This is a genomic window from Nocardia sp. NPDC055321, assembly GCF_053645575.1.
Genome location: NZ_JBSHMS010000005.1, coordinates 1 through 24,229, shown reverse-complemented (window position 1 = coordinate 24,229; position 24,229 = coordinate 1). Strand labels below are relative to the sequence as shown.

22 protein-coding genes are annotated in these 24,229 nt (G+C 70.1%); 10 read left to right on the top strand and 12 right to left on the bottom strand.

Going from position 1 to position 24,229, the window contains the following annotated elements:
* The first annotated feature begins 17 nt into the window (after positions 1–17).
* From ACWIGI_RS09280 to ACWIGI_RS09260, 5 genes are all read left to right on the top strand, one after another.
* Complete coding sequence (locus ACWIGI_RS09280; protein ID WP_454201866.1) at positions 18–605, top strand: peroxiredoxin; 588 nt, start codon at positions 18–20, stop codon at positions 603–605.
* A 71-nt stretch (positions 606–676) separates the two neighbouring features.
* Positions 677–1,216: a carboxymuconolactone decarboxylase family protein gene (locus tag ACWIGI_RS09275; RefSeq protein ID WP_454201865.1), complete on the top strand. Its 540-nt coding sequence runs from the start codon at positions 677–679 to the stop codon at positions 1,214–1,216.
* Positions 1,217–1,398: 182 nt separating this feature from the next.
* Entirely contained in the window at positions 1,399–2,145 is a 747-nt protein-coding gene (locus ACWIGI_RS09270; protein WP_454201864.1) for an HNH endonuclease family protein, read from the top strand.
* A 21-nt stretch (positions 2,146–2,166) separates the two neighbouring features.
* A complete protein-coding gene (locus ACWIGI_RS09265; RefSeq protein WP_454201863.1) occupies positions 2,167–2,859 on the top strand; it encodes a PhzF family phenazine biosynthesis protein in 693 nt (230 codons plus the stop codon).
* A gap of 121 nt (positions 2,860–2,980) precedes the next feature.
* Positions 2,981–4,537 (top strand): MFS transporter, encoded by a 1,557-nt coding sequence (locus ACWIGI_RS09260; RefSeq protein WP_454201862.1) that lies wholly within the window; start codon positions 2,981–2,983, stop codon positions 4,535–4,537.
* A 100-nt stretch (positions 4,538–4,637) separates the two neighbouring features.
* On the opposite strand, the gene ACWIGI_RS09255 is transcribed toward ACWIGI_RS09260, so the two are convergent.
* Together ACWIGI_RS09255 and ACWIGI_RS09250 are read right to left on the bottom strand one after the other, a co-directional pair.
* Entirely contained in the window at positions 4,638–5,861 is a 1,224-nt protein-coding gene (locus tag ACWIGI_RS09255; protein WP_454201861.1) for an aminotransferase family protein, read from the bottom strand.
* Positions 5,862–5,986: 125 nt separating this feature from the next.
* Positions 5,987–6,634 (bottom strand): DUF5134 domain-containing protein, encoded by a 648-nt coding sequence (locus ACWIGI_RS09250; RefSeq protein WP_454201860.1) that lies wholly within the window; start codon positions 6,632–6,634, stop codon positions 5,987–5,989.
* Positions 6,635–6,899: 265 nt separating this feature from the next.
* Between ACWIGI_RS09250 and ACWIGI_RS09245 the strand changes: the two genes are divergently transcribed.
* Together ACWIGI_RS09245 and ACWIGI_RS09240 are read left to right on the top strand one after the other, a co-directional pair.
* A complete protein-coding gene (locus ACWIGI_RS09245; protein ID WP_454201859.1) occupies positions 6,900–7,208 on the top strand; it encodes an antibiotic biosynthesis monooxygenase family protein in 309 nt (102 codons plus the stop codon).
* A gap of 46 nt (positions 7,209–7,254) precedes the next feature.
* On the top strand, positions 7,255–7,431 hold the full coding sequence (locus ACWIGI_RS09240; protein WP_454201858.1) for a DUF6374 family protein: 177 nt from the start codon (positions 7,255–7,257) through the stop codon (positions 7,429–7,431).
* Between the two features lie 9 nt (positions 7,432–7,440).
* On the opposite strand, the gene ACWIGI_RS09235 is transcribed toward ACWIGI_RS09240, so the two are convergent.
* Entirely contained in the window at positions 7,441–9,273 is a 1,833-nt protein-coding gene (locus ACWIGI_RS09235; RefSeq protein WP_454201857.1) for a vWA domain-containing protein, read from the bottom strand.
* A 4-nt stretch (positions 9,274–9,277) separates the two neighbouring features.
* Entirely contained in the window at positions 9,278–10,336 is a 1,059-nt protein-coding gene (locus tag ACWIGI_RS09230) for an AAA family ATPase (protein WP_454201856.1), read from the bottom strand.
* A gap of 237 nt (positions 10,337–10,573) precedes the next feature.
* Here ACWIGI_RS09230 and ACWIGI_RS09225 point away from each other — a divergent pair, with 237 nt between their 5' ends.
* Complete coding sequence (locus ACWIGI_RS09225) at positions 10,574–11,032, top strand: GNAT family N-acetyltransferase (protein ID WP_454201855.1); 459 nt, start codon at positions 10,574–10,576, stop codon at positions 11,030–11,032.
* On the opposite strand, the gene ACWIGI_RS09220 is transcribed toward ACWIGI_RS09225, so the two are convergent.
* Positions 11,010–11,645, bottom strand: a complete 636-nt coding sequence (locus tag ACWIGI_RS09220) for a Pr6Pr family membrane protein (protein ID WP_454201854.1) — start codon at positions 11,643–11,645, stop codon at positions 11,010–11,012. The two genes, ACWIGI_RS09225 and ACWIGI_RS09220, sit on opposite strands and share 23 nt — an antisense overlap.
* A 137-nt stretch (positions 11,646–11,782) precedes the next feature.
* On the opposite strand from ACWIGI_RS09220, the gene hrpA reads away from it, so the two are divergent.
* The gene (hrpA, locus tag ACWIGI_RS09215) at positions 11,783–16,033 is read left to right on the top strand and encodes an ATP-dependent RNA helicase HrpA (RefSeq protein WP_454201853.1); all 4,251 of its coding nucleotides are present in this window, start codon (positions 11,783–11,785) and stop codon (positions 16,031–16,033) included.
* Between the two features lie 66 nt (positions 16,034–16,099).
* Here hrpA and nrdR read toward each other — a convergent pair whose 3' ends face one another.
* From nrdR to ACWIGI_RS09200, 3 genes are all read right to left on the bottom strand, one after another.
* Entirely contained in the window at positions 16,100–16,576 is a 477-nt protein-coding gene (gene nrdR / locus ACWIGI_RS09210) for a transcriptional regulator NrdR (RefSeq protein ID WP_354991087.1), read from the bottom strand.
* A 95-nt stretch (positions 16,577–16,671) separates the two neighbouring features.
* Complete coding sequence (locus tag ACWIGI_RS09205) at positions 16,672–17,958, bottom strand: hypothetical protein (protein ID WP_454201852.1); 1,287 nt, start codon at positions 17,956–17,958, stop codon at positions 16,672–16,674.
* Positions 17,959–18,199: 241 nt separating this feature from the next.
* On the bottom strand, positions 18,200–18,574 hold the full coding sequence (locus ACWIGI_RS09200) for a hypothetical protein (RefSeq protein WP_454201851.1): 375 nt from the start codon (positions 18,572–18,574) through the stop codon (positions 18,200–18,202).
* A gap of 275 nt (positions 18,575–18,849) precedes the next feature.
* Between ACWIGI_RS09200 and lexA the strand changes: the two genes are divergently transcribed.
* Positions 18,850–19,581, top strand: coding sequence for a transcriptional repressor LexA (lexA, locus tag ACWIGI_RS09195; protein ID WP_454202256.1), 732 nt, complete (start codon positions 18,850–18,852; stop codon positions 19,579–19,581).
* 96 nt (positions 19,582–19,677) lie between these two features.
* Here the strand turns inward: lexA and ACWIGI_RS09190 are convergent, their stop codons facing one another.
* From ACWIGI_RS09190 to ACWIGI_RS09175, 4 genes are all read right to left on the bottom strand, one after another.
* Positions 19,678–20,142 carry a DUF2231 domain-containing protein gene (locus tag ACWIGI_RS09190; RefSeq protein WP_454201850.1) on the bottom strand — a complete coding sequence of 155 codons (465 nt, stop codon included), beginning with the start codon at positions 20,140–20,142 and terminating at the stop codon, positions 19,678–19,680.
* A gap of 217 nt (positions 20,143–20,359) precedes the next feature.
* A complete protein-coding gene (locus ACWIGI_RS09185; protein WP_454201849.1) occupies positions 20,360–21,499 on the bottom strand; it encodes a hypothetical protein in 1,140 nt (379 codons plus the stop codon).
* A 162-nt stretch (positions 21,500–21,661) separates the two neighbouring features.
* Positions 21,662–23,356, bottom strand: a complete 1,695-nt coding sequence (locus ACWIGI_RS09180; protein WP_454201848.1) for an alpha/beta hydrolase — start codon at positions 23,354–23,356, stop codon at positions 21,662–21,664.
* Positions 23,357–23,523: 167 nt separating this feature from the next.
* Entirely contained in the window at positions 23,524–23,832 is a 309-nt protein-coding gene (locus ACWIGI_RS09175) for a UDP-glucose 4-epimerase (protein WP_454201847.1), read from the bottom strand.
* Positions 23,833–24,229: the final 397 nt, after the last annotated feature.

Below are 24,229 nucleotides of genomic sequence, written 5' to 3'. Positions count from 1 at the left end.
TACATAGAGGAGCAAGCATGGCCCTGCTGACCATCGGCGACCAGTTCCCCGCCTACAACCTCAAGGCTGTCATCGGCGGTGACCTGACGAAGGTGAACGCTCAGCAGCCCGACGACTACTTCACCCAGATCTCGAGCGACGACTACGCCGGCAAGTGGCGCATCGTCTTCTTCTGGCCGAAGGACTTCACCTTCGTGTGCCCGACCGAGATCGCCGCCTTCGGCAAGCTGAACGAGGAGTTCGCCGATCGCGACGCGCAGGTGCTGGGCGCCTCGGTCGACAACGAGTTCGTCCACTTCCAGTGGCGTGCGCAGCACGAGGACCTCAAGACCCTCCCCTTCCCCATGCTGAGCGACCTCAAGCGTGAACTGGCCGCCGCCACCGGCGTTCTCAACGCCGACGGCGTCGCCGATCGCGCCACCTTCATCATCGATCCGAACAACGAGATCCAGTTCGTGTCCGTGACCGCGGGTTCGGTCGGCCGCAACGTCGACGAGGTGCTGCGCGTGCTCGACGCCCTGCAGTCCGACGAGCTCTGCGCCTGCAACTGGAAGAAGGGCGACCCGACCATCAAGGCCGGCGAGCTCATGACCGCTTCGGTCTGATCACCCCGCACGTTCGATCGACACCGCGGCACTGATCGCCAAGTAGTCTACGACCCAAAGGATTTCGCGCTATGACCATCGAGAACCTGAAGAACTCCCTCCCCGAGTACGCCAAGGACCTCAAGCTCAACCTCTCCTCGATCGCCCGCACGACCGTGCTGAACGAGCAGCAGCTGTGGGGCACCCTGCTCGCGTCGGCGGCTGCCACCCGTTCGGCCACCACGCTGCGGGAGATCGCCGAGGAAGCCGCCGACACGCTGTCGGCCGAGGCGTACAACGCCGCATTGGGCGCCGCCTCGATCATGGGCATGAACAATGTGTTCTACCGAGGTAGGGCGTTCCTGGACGGCAAGTACGACGATCTGCGCGCGGGCCTGCGCATGCAGATCATCGGCTCGCCGGGGGTCGACAAGGCCGATTTCGAACTGTGGTCGTTCGCGGTGTCCTCGATCAACGGCTGCGCGCACTGCCTCGAGGCGCACGAGCACACCCTGCGCGAGGAGGGCGTGTCCCGCGAGGTGATCTTCGAATCGCTGCGCGCCGCCGCGATCGTGGCCGGTGTCGGCCAGGCCGTCGCCACCACCGAGGCCCTGGCCTCGGCCGCGGTCTGATTCGCGATCCCGCGAGTCCGGCTCGAATCGTTCGATCCAGCGTTCCCGAATGGGGCCGCACACCGTCCGGTGTGCGGCCCTATTTGTTTGTCACAAGTTGTTTGCCATGAGTTTGCCGAATTGCGATCACCGATCGGCAACGTTGACCGTTTAACCCGAAATATCCCCTTAGACTCCCCCGCATGCCCACGCGCTCCCGGACCAGCGCCCGGCGCCGCTGGCGCACATTCTTCGCCACGTCCGTCATTGTCGCCACGGTCGCCGTCGCCGGAACCGCGCTGTGGCTCAACAGACAGGAACCCGAGCGGGAAACCCCCGCCGCGGCCGATCCCACCGGCACCCCGCTGCCCGACGCACAGCGGGCACGCGCCGATCTGGACGGGCTCAGCGTCGCCTGGAATCGCAATTGGGAATCCTACGAACGCAATGCGTTCGGCCCCGGCTGGTCGGGCCACGGCGGCGAGGAGCCACTGGCGAGCGGCTGCACCGCACGGGACGTGGTGTTCAAACGCGATCTCACCGATGTGCGCCTGGCGGAAAGCAATTCGTGCATGGTGCTGACCGGCACGCTGCTCGATCCGTACACCGGCGAACGCCTGCCCTACGACCGTTTCAAGGCATCGAGCATCGAAATCGATCACGTCGTCGCACTCGGTGACGCCTGGCGTTCGGGCGCCTCGCACTGGGATCAGCGACAGCGGCAGAATTTCGCCAACGACGTCGGCAATCTGCTGGCCGTCCAGAAACAAGCCAATCAGGACAAAGGCTCGAAGACCCCGGATCAATGGAAACCGCGGCACGATTACTGGTGCGAATACGCCCGCCGCTGGGTGGCGGTGAAATCGCGCTGGAATCTGAGCGTGCAGCCCACCGAGAAGAGCGCCCTGTTCGAGATGCTGGGCACATGCTCACCTCCCACTAATCGGTAACCATCGGTAAGCTGAGCTGCCATGGGCACTCCAGAGAGCGATGGCACCCAGATCGAGGTCGTGCGCGTGTTCACCGATGCGGCGGGCCGGTTCGGCAATCCGCTCGGCATCGCGCGCGCTGGCGACGTGACCGGGGCCGATCATCAGGCGCTGGCGGCGCGGGCGGGCTACAGCGAGACCGTGGTGGTCGAGGAACCGGTCGACCACCGGGCCAGATTGCGCATCTACACCCCCGCCGTCGAACTGCCCTTCGCCGGGCATCCGACCGTCGGCACCGCGTGGTGGCTGGCCATGCTCGGCCATCCGGTGGATGTGATCGACGTCCCCGCCGGGCCGGTGGACGTGGTGGCCAACGACGGGCTCACCTGGATCCGGGCCCGCTCGGAGTGGACGCCCAAGTTCACCTTCCACGAGTTCGACGACGCCGCCCTGCTCGAAACCTTGGACCCCGCGGACTTCACCGAAGGCGCGCACTACGCGTGGATGTGGGACGACGAGACGCACAGCCGGGTGCGGGCGCGCATGTTCGCCCCCGCCCTCGGCGTCCCCGAGGACGAGGCCACGGGCGCGGCGGCCATCGCGCTGACCGCGAAACTGCAACGCGGACTGCGCATCACCCAGGGGCAGGGCTCACACCTGTTCACCGAGTGGGACTCCGACGGCTGGGCGCGGCTCGGCGGGCGCGTCGTCGCGGACCACCCAGTACTCATCTGATCCGGTCGCACCGGTACACCCTTCCCGCGGAAAATCGGTTGCCGAATACGTCGGCGCCCGATGAGATGGTGGATCGCACACTCTCGCGATCCCCCGCACTCCGCATCGGAAGGACTTCGCCGTGTCCACCCTCGCCGCCCCCACGGGCACGCCGGTCCCCCGCCGCGCGGGAACCCGCGAATGGATCGGCCTGAGCGTCCTCACCCTGGCGTGCCTCGTGTACGCCATGGACATGACCGTGCTGCACCTGGCGGTGCCGCAACTCAGCGCCGAACTCCGGCCCACCGGTCAGCAGCTGCTGTGGATCATCGACGTCTACGGGTTCATGGTGGCCGGTCTGCTCATCACCATGGGCACGCTCGGCGATCGGATCGGCCGGCGGCGACTACTGCTCATCGGCGCCGCGACCTTCGGCGCGGTCTCGGTCCTGGCGGCCTTCGCGCCGACCGCGGAGACCCTGATCCTGTGCCGGGCGCTGCTCGGCATCGCCGGCGCCACCCTCGCGCCGTCCACACTCTCGTTGATATTCAGCATGTTTCCCGATCCGCGCCAGCGCTCCCTCGCGGTCGGCACCTGGGTCAGCGCCTTCTCCGCGGGCGGTATCGCGGGTCCGATGCTCGGCGGACTGCTGCTCGAACACTATTGGTGGGGCTCGGTCTTCCTGCTCGCGGTACCGGTCATGGTGCTGGTACTGGTGCTCGGACCCCGGGTGCTGCCCGAGTTCCGCGACCCGGAGCCCGGCAGGCTCGACCCGGTGAGCGCGGCCCTGAGCGTGCTGACCATGATCGCGCTGGTCTTCGCCATGAAGAAGTTCGCGCAGGACGGCCCGGGCGCGCTGCCGCTGCTGGCCCTGGCGATCGGCGTACCGGCGGGGGTGCTGTTCGTGCGGCGGCAGTTGTCGCGGCCGGATCCCATGCTCGATCTCCGGTTGTTCGGCGGCGCGCTGTTCCGTACGGCGCTGGCCATCAACGTGATCGGGGTCTTCGTCGCCTTCGGGTACTTCCTGTTCGTGGCGCAGTATTTCCAGCTGGTGCTGGGTTTGTCGCCGCTGCACGCGGGCCTGGCGATGGCGCCCTCGAGCGTCGGGTTCCTCGTCGGCTCCCAGGCCGCGCCGCGCCTGGTGCGAGTGGTGCGCCCGGCCTACCTGATCGGCGGCGGCATGAGTCTGGCGGCGGTCGGCCTCGCGCTGATGACGCTGCTGAGCGTGTCCGGCAGCCCGGTTCCGGCCGTGCTGGCCTCGGTGCTCATCGCGCTCGGCCTGGCCCCGGTCTTCGGCATCACCACCGAGCTGATCGTCGGATCCGCGCCGCCGGAGAAGGCGGGCGCGGCATCCGGGGTGTCGGAGACCGGCGCGGAACTCGGCGGGGCACTGGGCATCTCGATCCTGGGCAGCCTCAGCATCGCGATCTACCGCCGCGATCTGGCCGACACCCTGCCGCCGGGGGTGCCCGACGCCGACCTGGTGCGCGACACCCTGGGTTCGGCGGTGGAGGTGGCGGCGACGCTGCCCGGACCGCTGGGCGAGGCGGTCCTGGCCGCGGCGCGGGACGCCTTCATGGACGGGGTGCACCTGATCACCGGGGTCACCGCGGTGCTCTCGCTCGCGCTGGCCGCGATGGCGCTGGTGCGACTACGGCAGGTGCCCGCCGGGGAGCTGTCCTCCGCGCACGGGGAGTGACGGCTCCCCGGTCTCGACGCGAAACCGGCTCGCGCGCAATCGAACAGGCCCCGTGCACTCGGGTGCACGGGGCCTGTCCTGTCGATACTCCCGGCCTGTCTCAGCCCAGGGCGGCGGCGAAGCCCGCTGCCAGCTCGGCGACCTGTTCCTCGGTGATGACGAACGACGGCGAGATCTGCAGCGCGCCCTGACCGGCCGCGCGGCCCGAGATACCGTGCGCGCGCAGGGTTTTCACGAACGGCATCGCCTCGGCCGGATCGGCCAGCTGCACCGCGGCGACCGCGCCGAGCCCGCTGCGGACCTCGGCGACGCGGGGGTGCGCGGCCAGCGGCGAGAAATGCTCGTGCAGCAGCGATTCCAGGTTCTTGCTGGCGTCGAGGAGGTTCTCGCGCTCCATGATGTCGAGGTTGGCCATGGCCGCGGCGGCCGCGGCGGCGTGCCCGCCGTAGGTGTAGCCGTGCCGGAACCAGGTGCCGCCGGCGAAGAACGGCTCGGCCACGCGCGGGGCGATGAAGACCGCGCCCATCGGGATGTAGCCGGAGGTCAGACCCTTGGCGGTGGTCATGAGGTCGGGCTGCAGGTCGAATCGCGACGAGGCGAACCAGGACCCGCCGATGCGGCCGAAGCCGGTGACGACCTCGTCGGCGACGAAGAGGATGTCGTTCTCCCGGCAGATGCGGCGCACCTCGGTGAGGTAGTGGTCCGGCGGCAGGTACACCCCGCCCGCGCCGATGATCGGCTCGGCGAAGAAGGCCGCGATGCGGTCCGCGCCGACCTCGTCGATGAGCGCGAGCAGCGCCTTGGGATCGTCCCAGGAGATCGTGCGGGCGTCGGGCATGAACTCGCCGTAGCCCTCGTGGTTGACCGGGATGCCCGCCAGCGAGGTGCCCGCCACGTGCATACCGTGGTACGCCTTCTCGCGGCCGACGATCAGCGTCTTACCCGGCTGTCCCATGACGTTCCAGTAGCGCCGCGCCAGCTTGGCGGCGGTGTCGATGCCGTCCGAGCCGCCGGAGGTGAAGAAGATCTTGCTGCCCGGGACCGGGGCGATGGCGGCCAGGCGCTCGGCCAGGTCACGCAGCACCGGGGAGGCCAGGTCGCCGAAGTTCGAGTAGTGCGCGATGTCGCCCAGCTGCGCCGCGACCGCGTCGGCGATCTCGCGGCGGCCGTGCCCGACATTGGTGAACCACAGCCCGGCCGTGGCGTCGAGGTACCGATTGCCGGCCTCGTCCCAGATCTGGGCGCCCTCGCCGCGCGCCACCACGAACGCCCCACCACTTTCGACCGCGCCCATATCGGCGAAGCCATGCCACAGTGAACCCATCCCGCACCTCCGTACACCGACACCGGCCGCCCCTCGCCGGACGCGCCGAACCACCCCACCATCACACCATTGCGACCGTGAGCAGCCTGAACTACCCCCGTACATACTGGTCGGCCGGTCTTGGATCAGGCGGAGGCGGCGGCCACCAACATGAACGCGGTACCCAGATCCATCACCACGTGCGGCAGCACGACGGTCGGCCCGGCCGCGCCCACCGGATGCGGAAACATATGCCGCAGTACACCTCTGGCGGCGGGCACCGACATGATCACCGCGTCGGCGACGAACAGCCCCGCCAGCGCGAGCATGGGCGCGGGAGCCGGCCCGCCCCCGGAGTGATGGCCGCCGGTGTGCCCGCTCATGGCGTAGAGCATGGCCGCGGCCGCCACCACGTGATAGGCGAAGGCGGTGACGCCGGCGCCGGACAGCACCTCGCTCCCGGCCGGCTCCCCCGCCCGCCACCGGGCGACGCGCGCGAGCAGCAGGCAGGCGTAGACCACCGTCATCGCGGTGAGCACCCCGTTCAGCGCGCGCGGGTCCGCCGCCGGGAAGACCAGCATGGCCAGCATCACCAGGCACATGAGCAGGTGCGCGGCATCGGATTCGCGGTCGGCCGCCCCACCGCGGCCGGACCCCTGCGCGGCGCGGCCGGCGAGTTCGGCGGCGACCGGCCGCACCGCCGACAACCGCGCCAGCACGATCAGCGCGGCGACGGCGAACGCGAGCACCGCCGCCCACCGCAGCGCACCGTACTGCTGCACGAATTCCGCCACAGCCCACCACCTCCCACCGCAGCGAACAGGCCGCTTCCATGCTCGCACCGCGAGCGGTCCCGGATCCCCGTTTCGCGGCAATCGCGCGGGAGCCGCGGCGAAAACGCTTCCGGCGCCGCCCGATACCGAGGGCCCGCTCGCCGAACAACCGTGCGCCGATGATCACTTCCCCCTCCGGAACTCCGGAGATGCGCTAAGCTTCAGCCTGACTGAAGGATGCGAACTCGCTTCGAATCCACTTGGAGCGCAACACGAAAGGCTCACCATGAGCGACCGAGGGGTCACGTTCATCAACGCGATCGAACTGCCCGCCGATCAGGTGGACGCGTTCATCGAGCAGTGGCGCGAACGCGCCGCGCTGATGCGCACCGCACCCGGTTTCCGCGACGTCCGCCTGCACCGATCGCTCCTGCCGGACACTCGATTCCAGCTCGTCAACGTCGCGCACTGGGACAGCGCCGAGGCCTGCGAGGCCGCGGGCATGAATCCCGCGGTGGTGTCGTCCGTCGACCGGGCCCGCCAGGTCGCGACCGCCAACCCGGGCCTGTACGAGGTGGTCGCCGCGTTCGAATAGAACAATTACTCGAACAAACGTTCTACTCGAGGTATCGTTCCGGGCCATGCCGGAACTCTCACGCCGCGACTGGGCGACCATGAACCTGGAGCAGGTTCGCAGGCAGCTGCTGGACGCGGCGGCCTTCGGCAAATGGCTGACACCCGAGCAGCTCGAGAACGCCGCGGGCAAGATCGGCGAGGGGCTGAAGATCTTCCTCGCCGAGACCCAGAACCGCGGATAGCGCTGCGGCTCAGCGCATCCGGAACACCGGGCCGCGCGGCCGGAAGGGCAGCGATGCTCCCGCCGGCATCAGGAAGGCGTGCTCGGAGCGGATCCGCAGCACGTCGCAGTAGCCGTCGGTGATGATCAGGACGGGCCCGTCCGCCGGGAAGTCCGCCGCCCGCTCGAGCAGCCGGATGCCGGGCTGCAGGACCGTGCCGCCCCGGCCGCGCACCCGCACCCTGGACGCGATCTCGTCCACCGGCAGATAGCCCGCGTCGTGCGCGGCGGCATCGCAGAACACGACGCGGGCGTACGGAACGTCCCGGGCACGGGCGTAGGCGGCGATCGCGCCCAGGCCCTTGCCCATGAGTTCGGTGGACATGGAACCGCTGGTGTCCAGCACCACCCCGAACGTGGGTAGTCGAACCGATTCTTCGGGCCGCGCCCAGGCCGGGCGCGGAATGTCCGGGGTGGCCGACTGGCGGCGAGACGCGCGCGCATAGGTCCTTCGCTTCTCGACCGCGGGCACGTGTTCGTCGAACCACCGGGCCAGTTGCGCGTCCCACGGCAGGGGCGGCTGATCGAGCGCGCGGATCTCCTGTTCGAGTCCGGCCGGCAGCAGACCGCGGCCACTCGCCAGATGAAAGGCGAGACCGTTGGACAGCGCGCTGCGGTAGTACTCGTCGAGATCGATGTAGCGCCCGGGCTTTCCACCGTGCGGTAGCGGTTGATCGAGGATGTCCCCTTGCCCGCGCCCGCGCAGGGTCGCGAGCCTGCGCATGCGGCGCAGGTCGGTGGCGATGAGGTCGTAGACCGCCTCCGCGGACATGCCTTTCAGCTCCGGGTCGTACAGCAGGCCGTCGGGCAGCTCGCCCACGCCCATCTCCACCAGCCAGCCGTTGACAACGTAGTCGCACGCCACGTTGAACAGGTAGTGATCGCGCCAGCCCGCGCGTTCACCGTGCCGTAGCGCGGCGTGCAGCATTTCGTGCGCGAGCACGAACCGCCATTCCTCGTCGGTCAGCACCGCGAACGGATTGATGTAGATCTCCGCGGCCTCGGCGTTGACCGCGGCTATCGAGATGTTCCACCCGCGCGCCACCTCCGCGTCCGCGACGATCCGCATCCCGGACGCCAGCGAACCCAGCAGCGGATACGAGGACACGAACCACGCGAGCGCGCGGTCCCAGATCCGCAGGGTCTGCGCCCGCGCCGGCCCGACATCGCGGCCGGCCGCAGCCAGGGCCGCGCGGGCGGCCTCACCGATGCCCACGGCGAAATGCGTTGGGTGATCGCACTTCCGGGCGGTCTCGGCATCGCCGACGAGGAAATCCGGGAAGCCCGGGCGACGGTGGGCCTCGGGGACGCCGCCGTGCTCCCAGCGTTCGGCCAGCGCCCGTTCCTCGGATCCACCGGGAGCCGCGGGCAGATCCAGGGGCGGGCGGCCGATCTTGAGCGTCAGCAGGTACTGATCCACCAGCGCGCAGCACGCGGCCCGATACGCCGGGCTCGGCTCGCGGCGCCGCGCACGACCCTGCCGCGCACCCTCGGTCTCGATCAGAAAGCGCGCGGGCACTGCACGCGGATCCAGGTGCCCGAACCCGGCGTGCAGGCTCAGATGCGCGAACACCCAGGCCCATTCCTCAGGTGTCGCGCGCACCCCCGACTGATGGCGAATCGCTCCCGAGGGATCGATGTACGCCCACACCTGAGCGGGCGGCTGAGCATCGGCCGGGTAGAGATACGCCCCGACCATCCGCCGGAAGATCGGATGACTCGACACCGTCTCCCAGCCCGCGAGCATGTTCTCGTGCCACGGGTCCACCGCCGTGCGGCGTTTGCGGGAGCCGCCGCGGGCCACCGCGCTACCGCCGCGCCGCGAGCCGCGGCAGATCGCGGGTGACCTCGACCAGGAACCAGGTGGGCAGCACCGGCAGTCCGTCGTCGTCGGCGGCGATGACCAGCTGCGCGCATTCCACCGAGATCTCCGCGAGTTCGGTGAGCATGGTCTTGGCGCGCAACACGAATCGCTTCAACCCCGGCGAGGCGTGCTCGCGCGAGGCGGGCAGCTCCTTGATCAGGCGCGCGCGGAAGGTCTCGGACAGGAAGTAGAGCAGGTCGCGATCGGCCGGATCGCGCGGCCAGGACGCGTCGCCCTTGATCACCGCCTCCAGGTCGAAGGCGTGCCGCACCACCTTCACGAAGGCCCGGAAGCCCGCGGCGTGCGCGGTGGTGAGCGTGCCCGAGGCCAGTACCCACAGGGTCTCGTCGCCGATCTCGCTGCCGTAGGAGTGCAGCGCGTCCGAGAGCATGTGCCACCCGCGCGGGGTCGAGAACGGCTGCTCGGTCTTGGGCGGCGCCGACCAGAGATGATCGGGCCGCTGCACGATGTACTCCACCACCCAGGGGTGAATATCGTTGTGCGCGGCCCACTTCAGCCAATCGTCCACGTCGGCGCGCAGGTGGACGTGCACCATGCGGTTCACCAGCGCCGAGGCCATCGGCCGGGCCAGCGCGTTGTCGGTGGCGCGGTTACCCGCACCGATCACCACCGAACCGGCGGGCAGCTCGTACGTGCCGATCCGGCGATCGAGGATGAGCGAGTAGAAGGACTTCTGCACCTCGGCGGGCGCGGCGTTCAGCTCGTCCAGGAACAGGCAGTACGGTTCCGGGCGCGCGATCATCTCCGGCGGCGCGAACCGGCTGCGGTCGTCCACGATCTGCGGCACCCCGATGAGGTCCTCCGGCGCGAGCTGGGTGCCCAGCAGCGTCACACAATCCAGCCCGAGCGAGTCCGCGAACGCGCGCACCAGCGAACTCTTGCCGATTCCGGGAGCGCCCCACAGGAACACCGGGCGCACCACCGCGACGTGCAGCAGCAACTCCGGCAACTGCTCCGGGGTCACCGCGACCGTCGCTTCCATGGAGTCCTTCCGCCCGATTCGAGAGCCCTCAGGGTAGGAGTGCGCGCGCGGACGAGGCCACTGAATTTCCGTGCGGTGCGGGCGAAGTCGCCGCCGCGCACCCGGCGATCTCGCATCCGCGCGCCGCGGTGCGAGCGCAACGACGGCCGCGAGCCTCCCGATGCGCGGTGGCGGGCGGCGGCGCGGCACCCCGGATCCGGCCCCGAGCAGACCAGGCGGTATCGATAGCCTGGGCGCATGCGCATTGTGGTGGACGACCTGTCCGATCCCGAGGTGATCGGGCTGCTCGCGGAGCACGTCGCCGAGATGGCGGCGCACTCGCCCGAGGACAGCATGCACGCGCTGGACGTGGACGCGCTGCGGAAGCCGGACATCACCGTCTGGTCGGTGTGGGAGGGGGACGAACTCGCCGGCTGCGGGGCGCTCAAGGAGCTCGACGCCGAACACGGGGAGATCAAATCCATGCGGCTGCGGTCCGCGTGGCAGGGGCGGGGCGTGGCCTCACGGCTGCTGGTGCACATCCTCGACCAGGCCCGGGAGCGGGGCTATCGGCGGCTCAGCTTGGAAACCGGGGCGAGCGAGTTCTACGCGCCCGCGGTGCGGCTGTACGCACGGCACGGGTTCGTCCCGTGCGGGCCTTTCGCGGACTACGAGCTCGATCCGCACAGCGTCTTCATGACGCGCGCGCCTCTCTGAAGAACTTGCCCACGAAGCCGTTCGCCACCGCGACCCCCAGCGCGAGGATCACGAAGAACACCACCATGAGCGCGAGGCCGCCGGACATCGCGAGGTAGCCGCGCTCCCGGGGATCGATGAACGGGTAGGGGTACCAGTCCACGATGGGACCGCGGATCAGGGTGTACACCCCGTAGACGATCGGGAACACCAGCCAGTTGCCGATCAGTCGCACACTCAGCGTGACGGCCGCCGGCACCAGCAGCCAGTCGACCAGCAGGACCAGGGGCATGACGCGGTGCAGGTAGGTGTTGAGCCACTGCTCCTGCAGCTGGACATCTATGTCGGCCAGCAGCAGCGCGTAGACGATGCCGGTGATGACCAGGTACAGCGTGGCCGCGCCGCGCACGACCTGCCAGCGCCGGTCGCCCGGATCGCGCAGCGCGCCGACCAGCAGCACGACCACGCCGATCACGTTGGACAGGATCGTGAAGTAGCTGAAGTAGTTCGCGACCGAATAGGCCGGATCGTCCAGGCCCTTGATCGGACCGTACGCCAGCGCGAAGACGCCGAACGCACCGAAACCGAGGCGCAGTAGTCGGATCCACAGCGGTGTGCCGGCCGCGTTGCTCATCGCCCGATCGTCGCACGACACGGGGGCGAAACGCGGACGATACGCCGATACAGCACACATCGGGCAACACCGGTCGGCCCGAAACGCCCCACCGCGCCGACCGGCCCGGGACGGACTTCGCTAGGCTTGACGACGCAATGACCAGGACCGCCGCCACCGTTCGCGAGCTTCGATCCCGCCTGGCCGACCTCTCGATCCGCGACGAGCATCGTTTGCGCCGTCGCCTCGACAAGGCCCGCGGCGGCGACCTCACCGAACTCGAAACCGAGATATCCGCCGCCGCCGCGCGCGTCGACAATCGTCGCGCCGCCGTACCCGAGATCCGGTACCCCGAACAGCTACCCGTCTCCGCACGCCGCGACGACATCGCCGCCGCCATCGCCGCCAACCAGGTCGTCATCGTGGCCGGTGAGACCGGTTCCGGCAAGACCACCCAGCTACCCAAGATCTGCCTGGAACTCGGGCGCGGGGTGCGCGGCACCATCGGGCACACCCAGCCGCGGCGACTGGCCGCGCGCACGGTGGCCGAGCGGATCGCCGAGGAACTGAACACCGAGCTGGGCGACGTCGTCGGCTACACCGTCCGCTTCACCGATCAGGCCTCGGACCGGACGCTGGTCAAACTCATGACCGACGGCATCCTGCTCGCCGAGATCCAGCGCGACCGGCTGCTGCGCCGCTACGACACGATCATCATCGACGAGGCGCACGAGCGCAGCCTCAACATCGACTTCCTGATGGGCTACCTCAAGCAGCTGCTCCCCCAGCGGCCCGACCTCAAGCTCGTCATCACCTCCGCCACCATCGACCCGGAGCTGTTCGCCCGCCACTTCAGCGATCGGAACGGCACGCCCGCACCGATCGTCGAGGTCTCGGGGCGCTCGTATCCGGTGGAGATCCGGTATCAGCCGCTTTCGCTGGAGGTTCCGCTCACCTCCGACGATCCCGACGACGACAACACCGAGGTGGTCGACCGCGACCCGACCGACGCCATCGGCGACGCGGTGCGCGAACTGCTCGCCGAGGGCGACGGCGACATCCTGGTCTTTCTGTCCGGTGAGCGCGAGATTCGCGACACCGCGGACACCCTGCGCGACATGCGCCTGCCGCGCACCGAGATCCTGCCGCTGTACGCGCGACTCTCGGCCGCCGAACAGCACCGGGTCTTCAGCGCGCACACCGGCCGCCGTGTTGTGCTGGCCACCAACGTCGCCGAGACCTCGCTGACCGTGCCCGGCATCCGATACGTCATCGATCCCGGCACCGCGCGAATCTCCCGCTACTCCCTGCGGACCAAGGTGCAGCGCCTGCCCATCGAGCCGATCTCGCAGGCCTCCGCGCGCCAGCGTTCGGGCCGCTGCGGTCGCGTGGCGGACGGCATCGCGATTCGCCTGTATTCCGAGGACGACTTCGAATCCCGGCCGCAGTTCACCGAACCCGAGATTCTGCGCACGAATCTGGCGGCGGTCATCCTGCAGATGACGGCCCTGGGCCTCGGCGACATCGAGAGCTTCCCGTTCGTGGAGGCGCCGGACAGCCGGGCCATTCGCGACGGCATCGCGCTGCTCGAGGAACTCGGCGCGCTGGCCCGCCGGTCCGAGAAGGCCACCGCCCCCGAGGTTCCCGACACCGGCCTGAGCCTGACCGCCATCGGCCGGGAGATGGCGCAGCTCCCCGTGGACCCGCGCATGGCCCGCATGCTCGTGGAGGCGCACAACACCGGGTGCCTGCCCGAGGTGCTGAAAATCGTGGCGGCGCTGTCGATTCAGGACGTGCGCGAGCGGCCGGTCGAGTTCCAGCAGGCCGCCGACACCAAGCACGCCCGCTTCCACGTCGAGGGCTCGGACTTCCTGTCCTACCTGATGCTCTGGGACTACCTGTCCGAGCAGCGTAAATCGCTGTCCTCCAATCAGTTCCGCCGCATGTGCCGGGACGAGTTCCTGCACTATCTGCGCATCCGCGAATGGCAGGATCTGCACGGCCAGCTGCGGACCATCACGCGCGGGCTGGGCTGGTCCACCGAATCCGACCGCCCCGGAGGGGATTCGCACGAGGACCGCGGCGGCGAGAACGCCGGTGGCGCGGCGCGATCGGACGCGGGTCGCCGAGGCGCGGCCGACGGGACGCGTTCCGGCGGGCGCGGCAGACGCGGGCGCGGGACGGCCGCGGCGGCCGGTGACGGCTCGGCGCGCGGCTCCGGCGACGGCGCCAAGAACGCACGGGGCCAACGCGGTTCGGCGACCGCCGGCGCGGCGGGCAACGAATCGGATCGGTCCGGCCGCGACGCCGCGCAGGCCGCGGCCGCCGACGCCGCACTCCCGTGGGACACGACCTCGATTCACCAGGCGCTGCTGTCCGGGATGCTCTCCCACATCGGCGTGCGCGAGGCCGAGAGCCGGGAGTTCCTGGGCGCGCGCAATGCCAAGTTCATGATCTTCCCGGGCTCGTCGCTGGCCAAGAAGGCCCCGCGCTGGGTGATGGCGGCCGAGCTCGTGGAAACCTCACGCCTGTGGGGCCGCACCGCCGCGCGCATCGAACCCGAATGGGCCGAGCGCCTGGCCGGGGATCTGGTGAAACGCACCTACTCCGAACCACACTGGTCGTCCAAGCGCGGCGCGGTGCTGGCCTACGAGCGGGTCACGCTGTACGGCATTCCGCTGGTGACCCAGCGCCGGGTGGACTTCGGGCGCATCGACGCCGAACTCGCCCGCGAACTGTTCATCCGGCACGCACTGGTGCAGGGCGAATGGCAGACCCGGCACGAGTTCTTCGAGCGCAATCGCGAATTGCTGGAGGACGTGGCCGATCTCGAACATCGCGCCCGCCGCCGCGACATCCTCGTCGACGACCAGGTGCTGTTCGACTTCTACGACGGGCGCGTCCCCGCGGGCGTGGTGTCGGTCCGGCACTTCGACGCCTGGTGGAAGCAGGCCAAGCGCGCCGATCCCGCACTGCTGGACTTCACCGCCTCCACCGTGGTGAACGAGGACGCGGCGCTGCTGGATCCGACCGCCTTCCCCGACAGCTGGCGACAGGGCGAGCTGATCCTGCCGCTCACCTATCAGTTCGAGCCCGGCAACGCCGATGACGGTGTGACCGTGCACATTCCCATCGCGCAGCTGGCACACGTGCGCGCGGTCGGCTTCGACTGGCTGGTGCCCGGAATGCGCGAGGAACTGGCCACCGCGCTCATCAAGACCCTGCCCAAGCAGCTGCGCCGCACGGTCGTGCCCGCGCCCGACTACGCGAAAGCCGCACTGGCACAGCTCACCCCGCGCGCCGAACCGCTGCGCACCGGCATGGCCCGGGAACTGTCGCGGCTCGGCGCGATGACCGTCGCGCCCGCCCAGCTCGACCCGAGCGCACTGCCCGATCATCTGCGCATGACGTTCGCCGCGACCGATGCCGCGGGCACCCTGGTCGACCGCGACAAGGATCTGGCCGCGCTCAAATCCCGTCTGGCGAACCAGGTCTCGAAGTCGGTGGCCCGCGCCACCGCGGCCGCGGAACGCGCGCCGGCGGCGGTGTGGACCTCCGAGTCGCTCGGCACCCTGGAGCCGACGGTGCGCCGTCAGGTCGGCGGCCAGACCATCACCGGTTATCCCGCACTGGTTCCCGAGGGCGAAGGCGTCGCGGTCCGCGTGCTGAGCTCACCCGGTGAACAGGCCGCGGCCATGCGCACCGGCACCCGGACGCTGCTGCTCAACGCACTGCCCACCTCGGCGCGCTCGGTGACCGCGGCGCTGCCGCCCACCGATCGCCTTGCGCTGAGCCAGAATCCGTACGGATCGCTGGACGGCCTGATCGAGGACTGCCGGGCCTGCGCGGCGGACGAGCTGATCGCCCGGGCCGGTGGTCCCGTGCGCAGCCCCGATCAATTCAGGGCGCTCGTGGAGCAGGTGCGGCCGAATTTCACCACGGCCGTGGCACAAACCGTGCGCCTGGTGGTGCCCGTGCTGGCCGAGGCGCACCGGGTGCGCGCGGCGCTCGCGGACAATCGCGATCGCGACGCGGGCGACGACGTCCGCCATCAGCTCGACGATCTGGTGTTCCCCGGCTTCGTGTCCGAGTGGGGCAGTGCGCGATTGCGTGAGTTGCCGCGCTACCTCGAGGGTGCGCGGCTGCGGCTCGAGGCGCTGCCCGCCGCGGCCAATCGCGACCGCCAGGGCATGGCCGAGCTCGATCGCGTGCACGCCGCCTACGACCGGCTGCTGGAACTGCTGCCCGAGGGGCGACGCGGCGGACGCGATGTCACCGAGATCTGGTGGATGATCGAGGAATTGCGGGTGAGCCTGTTCGCCCAGCAGCTCGGCACACCGTACGCGGTGTCGGTCAAGCGCATCGAGAAGGCGATCGACGCCGCGCGAAAGCCCCCGGCCAAGCGCTGATCTCGTGCTCGGACGGGGGCTCGCGGGTGTTCGATGGCGGGCCCGATGGGCGGGCTCGCCGACGGGTCAGTCCGCCGCCGCGCCCACCGCGTGTTCGGCGCGGTGCTTGCGGAGTTCGGCGATCTCGTGCTCGAAATCCTCGGCGGAACTGAAGGATCGGTACACCGAGGCGAACCGCAGGTACGCGACCTCGTCGAGATCGCGCAGCGGGCCGAGAATGGCGAGACCGACCTCGTGGCTGGGCACCTCGGGGGAGCCCTTGGCGCGTACCGCGTCCTCCACCTGCTGCGCGAGCAGGTTGAGGGCATCGTCATCGACCTCGCGGCCCTGACAGGCGCGGCGCACACCGCGTATGACCTTCTCGCGGCTGAACGACTCACTCACACCGCTGCGCTTGACGACCGACAGGATCGCGGTCTCCACGGTGCTGAACCGGCGCCCACACTCCGGGCAGGCACGTCGCCTCCTGATGGCGCTGCCTTCTTCGGCCTCACGTGAATCGACAACCCTGGAATCGGGGTGGCGACAGTACGGGCAATGCATCCGTGATCCTTCGTCGGGGCCTGGGCTCCTCAGCAACCCCGAGGATACCCGGACGAGCGCCATCGGCGTGCGTCCGCCCGGGTGCCGAGCGTCGATCAGAGGGTCAGCCGCCATTCCGCGGTCATGTCGCCGAGGAGATCCGGGAGCCGGCGCAGCAGCCGACCCGCCGCCAATTTGTCCGAGAAGGGTTCGGCGAGAACGGGTCTCGCGACGGCCTGGTTCACCGACAGTTCGAGATAGCGCGGCAGGAGGTCGTTGGTGATGTAGTGCCACCGCGTGTCGCGGTCGGCCCAGTTGAAGTTGGGCAGCGGCGTGCGCAACGACATGGTGCCCGCGGTGATCGTGGTGGGCGCGAACACACCGGGGGCGCGCACGCCGGGCACCGCCGCCTTGCCGGCAACCGTGCTGACGTAGGTCAGCACCCGGCCCATGGCCCCGCGACCGGCGGCCGTGGCGTCCCATTGATCGGCGATGATCTGGTTCTGCTCCCGGTCGGTCATGCGCAGAGCCGCGTCGGCCAGCCCCGCCGGGGTGCCGGAGTCGATGCCGCGCCACGCCAGGACGGCGTTCTCGTCCAGGACCCCGGCGCGGTACATCTCCTCGATGGCGGGCTGCCCCTCGGCGGCGTACGCCTCGTGCATCGGCACCTGGTCGAGGAAGATGTGCTTCTGCATGATCATCAGCCGGGTCTGGTACCAGGCCAGGTCGGCGGCGGTGAGGCGCTCGCCCTCGGTGCCGAGCAGGCGGAGGTCGGACGGCAGCAGATCCAGCAGTTCGGCCGGGGTGCCGCGCAGCAGATCCGCGACGGTGTTGCCCACCTGGTGCACACCCGGCACGCTCACGACGGCGGCGACGTCGCCCATGTCGAAGAAGCCCGAGGCGAAGGACCCGCCGGCCAGCCCGGCCAGTCCCACCCAGTAGAAGTCCGGATGCGCGTTGCTCAGGCGCAGGTAGTTCACGTAGACCTGGATGAAGGTCCGCGAGTTGGCCGCCACGCCGCGGTCCGGGTCCCAGGCGGCGAGATCGATGTCGGCGTTGCGGGTGGCCGTGGTCAGCCAGTACTGGTGCAGGAGCGTGGCATAGCGGCGCGGGGCGATCTGCGCGGCGCGGGCCGCGTCGACGGCGACGCGCAGCTCGTCGGGATCCAACGGCAGGGCGGGATGCAGGCCACCGCCGCCGGCGCCGTCACCGTTGACCGACGGCAGATCCAGATAGGCGGCGTAGGCGGGTTCGGCCTGCACCGCGGGTGCGGAGACGAGTCCGGCCAGCAGGCAGGTCAACAGCACCGTCACGCGCAGCGCGCCGCGCACGCGGCGTCGGCCGCCCGGTGCGGTTCCCGACGAAAACGGGTGGTGCCCCGTACCTATGGTGCCGTGCGCCATTGCGCCCCCTTGTTGCGGTCGATGCGAGATGTGTGACCGCACACCGGGCAGGCTGTCCCGGCGCGGGTGTATCCGCGGTCACATCCGAGGGCAACTTAGCAACGCGTTTCATTTTTCAATCTATATTTCCGGCCACCACGCGGGTGTCCGGAAAACGTGGCGCGAGCGGGCAATCGGCGAGCGATCCTCGGCCGGCGACGCTTCCCCGACGCCACCGGACTCCAATCGGCCCGCCGCCCGCCTATCTGGCGGGCTGGGGCGCGGGCACGATGTCCACGACCGGGATGGTCTCGGCGCCGAATTCGCCCGCGCGCAACTGGGCCAGACCGACCAGGCCGGCCACGGCCACCGCGGTGAGCAGGGCCGAGACCGCGAGGGCCGCGAAGCCGATCTGCGCGCGCTGCACACGATTCAGCGCGTGTGCGCCGCGGGCGTGCCCGGCGACGCGGTGGGTCGCGCTCACGCGCGGGCGCGCGAGCGCGCGCCGATCGAAGGTGAGCACGCGGGCGGTGCCCGCGGCCTGGCTCGGGACGCCGTCGGCGCGCAGCTCCCAGGGGAGGCTGTCGAAGCCGAGATCGCCGCCGAGAGTGTCGAATTCGCTGATCAGAGTGCCCATCGAACGAACCTCCATGGGATACGGGCCGGTGGGCCCTGGACGATTGACTCGCTCATGTGTTCGAAGAACTGATGTTCGAATTTCTACCACGCCCCGCCGACAAAGTCGCGCATTTGCCCGACATGCGTCGAACAGATGTTTGATCAGTCGGCCGTCGCGGTCTACAGTCGAGGCACAAGATCCCCGGAGCCGTGGCAGGAGTCGCCGCGGGGTTGCGAATTCCGGTGAGACACAGCGGTGAACGGAGGACTGCGGCGGTGAGCGAACAGGGCGGTGTGGAGAGTGAGAGCGGCCCGGCGGACCACGTCGGCGACCGCGGCACTGAAACATCCGGCGCGGCGGCGGATCTCACCGTGCGTCAGCGCAAGGTGCTGGAGGTCATCCGCACCTCGGTGAGCGACCGTGGCTATCCGCCCAGCATCCGGGAGATCGGCGACGCCGTCGGGCTCACCTCCACCTCCTCGGTGGCACACCAGCTGCGCGCTCTCGAGCGCAAGGGCTTCCTGCGCCGCGATCCCAACCGCCCGCGCGCGGTCGACGTCCGAGGGCTGGACGAGACCGCCGTGCGCGCGACTTCCGGTGTGGCGCAACTGCGTCCGGTCACGGCCGAGGCCGAGTCGGGCGATCATCCGGCGCCCACCTACGTACCGGTCCTGGGTCGCATCGCGGCCGGTGGCCCGATACTGGCCGAGCAGGCGGTGGAGGATGTCTTCCCGCTGCCGCGCGAGCTGGTCGGCGAGGGTTCGCTGTTCCTGCTGAAGGTCGTCGGCCAGTCCATGATCGAGGCCGCCATCTGCGACGGCGACTGGGTCGTGGTCCGCCAGCAGAACGTCGCCGACAACGGCGACATCGTGGCCGCGATGATCGACGGCGAGGCCACCGTGAAGACGTTCAAGCGCACCGGTTCCCAGGTGCTGCTGATGCCGCACAACCCGCTGTTCGAGCCGATTCCGGGCAACGACGCCCAGATTCTCGGCAAAGTCGTCACGGTCATCCGCAAGATCTGACCGTGCACGGACTGCCGTGACCCGGCGGCCGCCCCGCAGACCGGGCGCCGGGTCACGACAGTCGTGGTTGCGAGCTTGCGGGCCCCCTCGCGGGACTCAGGTGACGACGCCGGTCCAGACCGCGCGCGACCCCGAATCGCCCACCCGATAGATCTGCACCGTCGCCGCCGTTCCGGCCGCGATCGCGAGCACCGCCACCAGCGCGAGCGCCGCGCGGCCCACCGGCCGATCGCGGCCCGCCCGCAGGTGCACCACGGCCACCGATACGGCCGCGAGCAGCAGCGGAACGACGTAGAAGAGGGTGTCGTCACCCAGGTTCGCGTGCTCCTCGATGGCCGGGCCACCGCCGCCCAGTCGATCCTGGAGCCATTCCCCCGCCGCCGTGGTCAGCGGCGTCAGGACGGTGACCACCGCCGCGAGTGCGACGGTCAGCCAGACGAACCGGTGCCGCGCCGCGGGCCACAGGGCGCAGAGCACGAGCAGCACCGCGGTCAGCGGCACGAGCACGACGAGGCCGTGCACCAGCAGGACATGGGCGGGGAGCCCGCGAATTGTGGACATGTCGACGCCCTCTGTTCAGCACCTCGGCCAACTCCGGTACCAAGAACAACGTAGGCGGGACCGCGCCGGTTCGACACGGAAAAGGGAGAACGCGCGGACGCGTTCTCCCTGTCGGCTGTTGCGCGACCCGGTCAACGAACTTTCCGGTGACGGGGGCCTGCTGGGAGCGTGACCCCCTCCTGTCGCCCGCGTGGATCTCCGTGATCGGCCCGGGTGATCAGTGCGAGTCCGGCTGCGCCGCTTGGGTTCCGGGGCTTCCCTGTTCCGGGGCGGGGACCTGGTCGCGGGTGATGCGGCGGGTCACCGCGTCCGGGCGCTCGATCCGGGTCGTGGTCTGTTCGTCGTCCGAACGGTCGGGGATCGCGGACAGCAGCACCGTCTTCTCCGAGTCGCCGGGGCGCGAGGTCTTGGCCGGGCCGGTCATGGCGGGCGACGCGCCGCTCGGCGGCTCGATCAGCGTCGAGCCGACCAACGACCGATCGCCCGTGCTCGACACCGAACGCACCGGCGGCTCGCTGAGCGAGGAGCCCGTCAGGGGCTGATCATGCGGTGACGCGGCCGGCCTGTCCTGGCCCGGACCGGTCAGCCGGACGGAACCCGGCTGCGAGTGATCGGGATTCAGGCCGACGAGCGGCTGGTCGTGGTTCGCGCCGAGCAGGGACGGATCGTGGGTGGCCGCGACCCGGTCGACCGGTTCCGGGCGCGCGGGCGACGCGGAGCTCGGGGAGCCGAACGCGGGGGCCGGGTTCGGGGCCGCGGGTGCGGTCAAGGTCACGGGCGGCAACTGCACCGAGGCCGCGGGCGCCGGCGCATCGGCCGAGAGCGCGGCCAGGGTATAGGGCGCGGGGGTGGCAGGCTGCGGCGCGGCGGGCCCGGCCGGCTGCGCGGCGGCCGGCGAGTTGGCCAGGGCGGCGGCATCGCGGGCGAAGCCGAGGACCTCGTACTGCGCGCCGATGGTCATGGCCGCACCGTTCTTGCCGTGCGCGACGAACGCCTGGTTCGGGCCCATGACGCGGCGCAGCGATTCCAGCCAGCGATGATCCAGAACACGACAATCCGCCCACGGGAAGTACTCGAGGCCGGTGCGCAGATAGAAGCGCTCGCCGATTCCCGCCTGCCGCAACAGGTCCAGCAACCAGGCATCGATCCGGTTGGGCTGCGCGTTGCGGTAGATGCGCGCCTGCGGCGCCACGGACCCGCTCGCGAACAGACCGAACGAGTTCAGCAACTCCCCCGAAAACTCATCGACCCTGACGAAACCGACAACATCGAGACCATGCAGTTGCTCCGGAAGTTGCGCCGCTAATCTGCGCTCGTCATGCAGTTTGAACTTCCTATTGATGTTCTCTGTGCGCATTTGTCTCCGGTTCCCAAGAACAACCCCCCGGAACCCTAACATGAACCCAACCGTTTCAAACCGAGTCGGTCGACCGGCCGGTAACCACCGTTTTCGACTGTCCGCAATAATTCCGCTACTTATAGGACAGTTGTTGGCGAGTGCGGTTCGGGTCACCTTCGACTAGCGGTTATAGGTGTTTGTGATGATCTCGCCCTGGGTCGTCAGACCCGGATTCCCGACGGCCCAGTAGTTGCTGTGCGCGCGTACGTCCCAGCCGAGGACGCGCGGGTGTTCCGGGCCGGCATTCGGGTCGGCGGACTCGAAGACGGTGGCGCCGAAATCCGGATGGACCGGGCTCACGCCGTGGGAGAGCGGGCCGAAGGCCGCGACGGGGTCGGCGGGGTCCGCGGTCGCGAAGACGTGCTCTCGATTGTGCTCGGGTGCGATGCCGTCGAGTCGGAGGTCCGCGGCGGAACTCACTTCGACACCGGGGCTGCCCGCGAACACGAGCGCATCGGCGGCCAGGGCGCCGGGGTCCGCGGCGGCCACGCCGATGAGGGTGCTGCCGTAGCTGTGCCCGATGACGGTGTTGCGCGAGGGCAGGGCGGCGTGGGTGGCGCGCAGGCCGTCCTGGAAACGATCGAGCGCCGGAGCGCCCGCGTCGGCGTAGCTGTCGAGCAGGGCGCGCCCGAGCCAGGGCGGGGACGGATAGCCGTACCAGGCGATGACCGAGGTGTGCGTGTGCCTGTCGGCGGCGAGCGCGGATTCGTACAGCGCCCGGGCCCGGGCCACTCCCCCGCCGATGCCGGTGAGCGGCGAGGCGGTGCCGGGGACGAGGGTCGCGACGTTGCGGGCGGCGTCCGGATTCTGGATGGCGATGGCCGCACGGCCGTTGTCGTCGAGGGCGAGCAGATAGCGCCGGGGGCCGTCCGCGGGCGGGTCGGCGCCCGCGGGCACCGTGCCGATGACCGCCTCGACGGCGTCGTACTCGGCGAGTCGCTGCCGCGACAGCTGGATCTCGTCCCGCAGGTCGTGCCATCGGTTCCAGTCGCGCAGCGAGTCGGGCCGGTGACCCTCCGCCCACCGGGCCTGCCGCGTTTCGAGGATGGCGAGATCGGCTCGCGCGTCGGCACGGAGCAGGTCCAGGGCCGCGCGGTTGTAGAAGTCGCGGGCGATCGCCGGGATGCCGTCGCGATTGCCGATCGACGGGTCGTAGGCGAACAGCGCGTCCTTGTCGGCCGGCGCCAGTGATTCCCACAGTGCGCGTAGGGCGTTCGGGTCCTCGGGCAGGAAGGCCCGGCCGGCCAGGACATCGGCCACGCGGTGGTCGAGCGGCCCGCCGCCGGGTGCGTGCCGCAACGCGGCGAGGGCGGTGACGGCCGCGGCGAGGCGAGCGGCCACCTCCCGGTCGGTCTCACCGGCGGTGTCGAGCAGCGGAACGAGCCGGGCCTGGAGCGTGCGGGCCTGCGCGTCGAAGCAGACCTGCAGCGCCACATCCAGTGCCGCGTTGCCGGATTCGGCGCGCGGCGGCCGCACGGTCCCGTCCTCGCCGATCTCACAGCCGTTCGCCCGGGCCTCACCGTCGATCTCGGCGATGATCGCGCACACCCCCGCGAGTGCCGCGACGTCGGCGAGCGCGTCGGCGATGTCGGCCAGCGCCGCGTCGATATGGTTCGCTGCCCACTGCGCTTCCAGCGCCCGCAGCGCGTGCGCGGTGGCTGCGGACCCCTCCCATCGGCTCACCGCGACGTCGACCGCATTCCCCACCGCCCCCATGGCCGCGACGAACTCCCGGTTGGCCGCCACCACCCCGTCCGCCGCGGCCACCGCGGCGTCGGGCCGCCACCCCAACACCTGACTCACCGTCGGCCGCATCCCCGCCCCTCCTCCACTGTTCGTGCGGTATACGGCGAACACATTGTCGCGCTCCGGCAGGATCGACAGCGGCCAAGTCGGCCACTCCCTCCGAGGTCGGCCGACAATCGCTGTCGCCGTGCATGATTCGCCCGGCTTCGGTTCCGGTCGGTTTCCGAGGAGAACGGCTACGGCAGTCCGCGCAGGTACTTCTCCATCTCGCCCGCCAACGCCGCGTCGGCTTCCTCGTAGGTCCACATCCCCCGCTCGGCCGCATCCGACATGTGCCGTAGTCGATCCGCCAACTGCCGCAAGGTGTCAACCAGCGGCTCCCCGACTCCCGCCGCCGCGACCCCGATGGCCGAGTCCGGCATGGCCCGCCCCGCTTCGGCGATCAGATCGACCGGGTCGATCCCCCCGATGACGTCGGCCTGCACCCGCACCCCCGCCGCCATCACCCGCAAAGCCTCCACGTCGACCCGCAACATCTCCCCCATGAGCGCCCCCTTCCGCTATCGACCCTATCCACCTGCCACCCGCCCGCAACGGCGAAAACCCAGTCTGTGGACAGCTTCTCGCCCATCCACAGCCTCGGTCGCCCCACCGGGACGCGTGACTCGCACACGCGTGACCGATCCGGCCGCGCACCGGTTGCAAATTGTCTCAGACACTTATAGTCTGGGTCCGTCGTTGCGGACCCGGTGAGTACCCCGCCGGATCCACGACACCGCGAGGCGGCCCGCATACCCAATGTCGTCCGGCGACAGTGCCCACTTACGCCGGACCGCGGGCCGCCTCGGCTCCTCGCCGCCGACGTCGCGGCGACAACCGACAGACCGAAGACGAACGGCCCGAGATCATCTCGGGCCGTTCGTCGTCGGTATATTAGCCGCC

Excerpts from the sequence above, each read along its gene's own strand:
- ACWIGI_RS09190 (WP_454201850.1), bottom strand. The coding sequence starts at position 20,142 with ATGTCCACAATTCGCGGGCTCCCCGCCCATGTCCTGCTGGTGCACGGC.
- ACWIGI_RS09185 (WP_454201849.1), bottom strand. The coding sequence starts at position 21,499 with ATGCGCACAGAGAACATCAATAGGAAGTTCAAACTGCATGACGAGCGC.
- ACWIGI_RS09255 (WP_454201861.1), bottom strand. The coding sequence starts at position 5,861 with ATGGGTTCACTGTGGCATGGCTTCGCCGATATGGGCGCGGTCGAAAGT.
- ACWIGI_RS09225 (WP_454201855.1), top strand. The coding sequence starts at position 10,574 with ATGCGCATTGTGGTGGACGACCTGTCCGATCCCGAGGTGATCGGGCTG.
- ACWIGI_RS09230 (WP_454201856.1), bottom strand. The coding sequence starts at position 10,336 with ATGGAAGCGACGGTCGCGGTGACCCCGGAGCAGTTGCCGGAGTTGCTG.
- ACWIGI_RS09220 (WP_454201854.1), bottom strand. The coding sequence starts at position 11,645 with ATGAGCAACGCGGCCGGCACACCGCTGTGGATCCGACTACTGCGCCTC.
- ACWIGI_RS09240 (WP_454201858.1), top strand. The coding sequence starts at position 7,255 with ATGCCGGAACTCTCACGCCGCGACTGGGCGACCATGAACCTGGAGCAG.
- ACWIGI_RS09270 (WP_454201864.1), top strand. The coding sequence starts at position 1,399 with ATGCCCACGCGCTCCCGGACCAGCGCCCGGCGCCGCTGGCGCACATTC.
- ACWIGI_RS09205 (WP_454201852.1), bottom strand. The coding sequence starts at position 17,958 with ATGGCGCACGGCACCATAGGTACGGGGCACCACCCGTTTTCGTCGGGA.
- ACWIGI_RS09180 (WP_454201848.1), bottom strand. The coding sequence starts at position 23,356 with ATGCGGCCGACGGTGAGTCAGGTGTTGGGGTGGCGGCCCGACGCCGCG.
- hrpA (WP_454201853.1), top strand. The coding sequence starts at position 11,783 with ATGACCAGGACCGCCGCCACCGTTCGCGAGCTTCGATCCCGCCTGGCC.
- ACWIGI_RS09175 (WP_454201847.1), bottom strand. The coding sequence starts at position 23,832 with ATGGGGGAGATGTTGCGGGTCGACGTGGAGGCTTTGCGGGTGATGGCG.
- ACWIGI_RS09200 (WP_454201851.1), bottom strand. The coding sequence starts at position 18,574 with ATGGGCACTCTGATCAGCGAATTCGACACTCTCGGCGGCGATCTCGGC.
- ACWIGI_RS09245 (WP_454201859.1), top strand. The coding sequence starts at position 6,900 with ATGAGCGACCGAGGGGTCACGTTCATCAACGCGATCGAACTGCCCGCC.
- nrdR (WP_354991087.1), bottom strand. The coding sequence starts at position 16,576 with ATGCATTGCCCGTACTGTCGCCACCCCGATTCCAGGGTTGTCGATTCA.
- ACWIGI_RS09265 (WP_454201863.1), top strand. The coding sequence starts at position 2,167 with ATGGGCACTCCAGAGAGCGATGGCACCCAGATCGAGGTCGTGCGCGTG.
- ACWIGI_RS09280 (WP_454201866.1), top strand. The coding sequence starts at position 18 with ATGGCCCTGCTGACCATCGGCGACCAGTTCCCCGCCTACAACCTCAAG.
- ACWIGI_RS09275 (WP_454201865.1), top strand. The coding sequence starts at position 677 with ATGACCATCGAGAACCTGAAGAACTCCCTCCCCGAGTACGCCAAGGAC.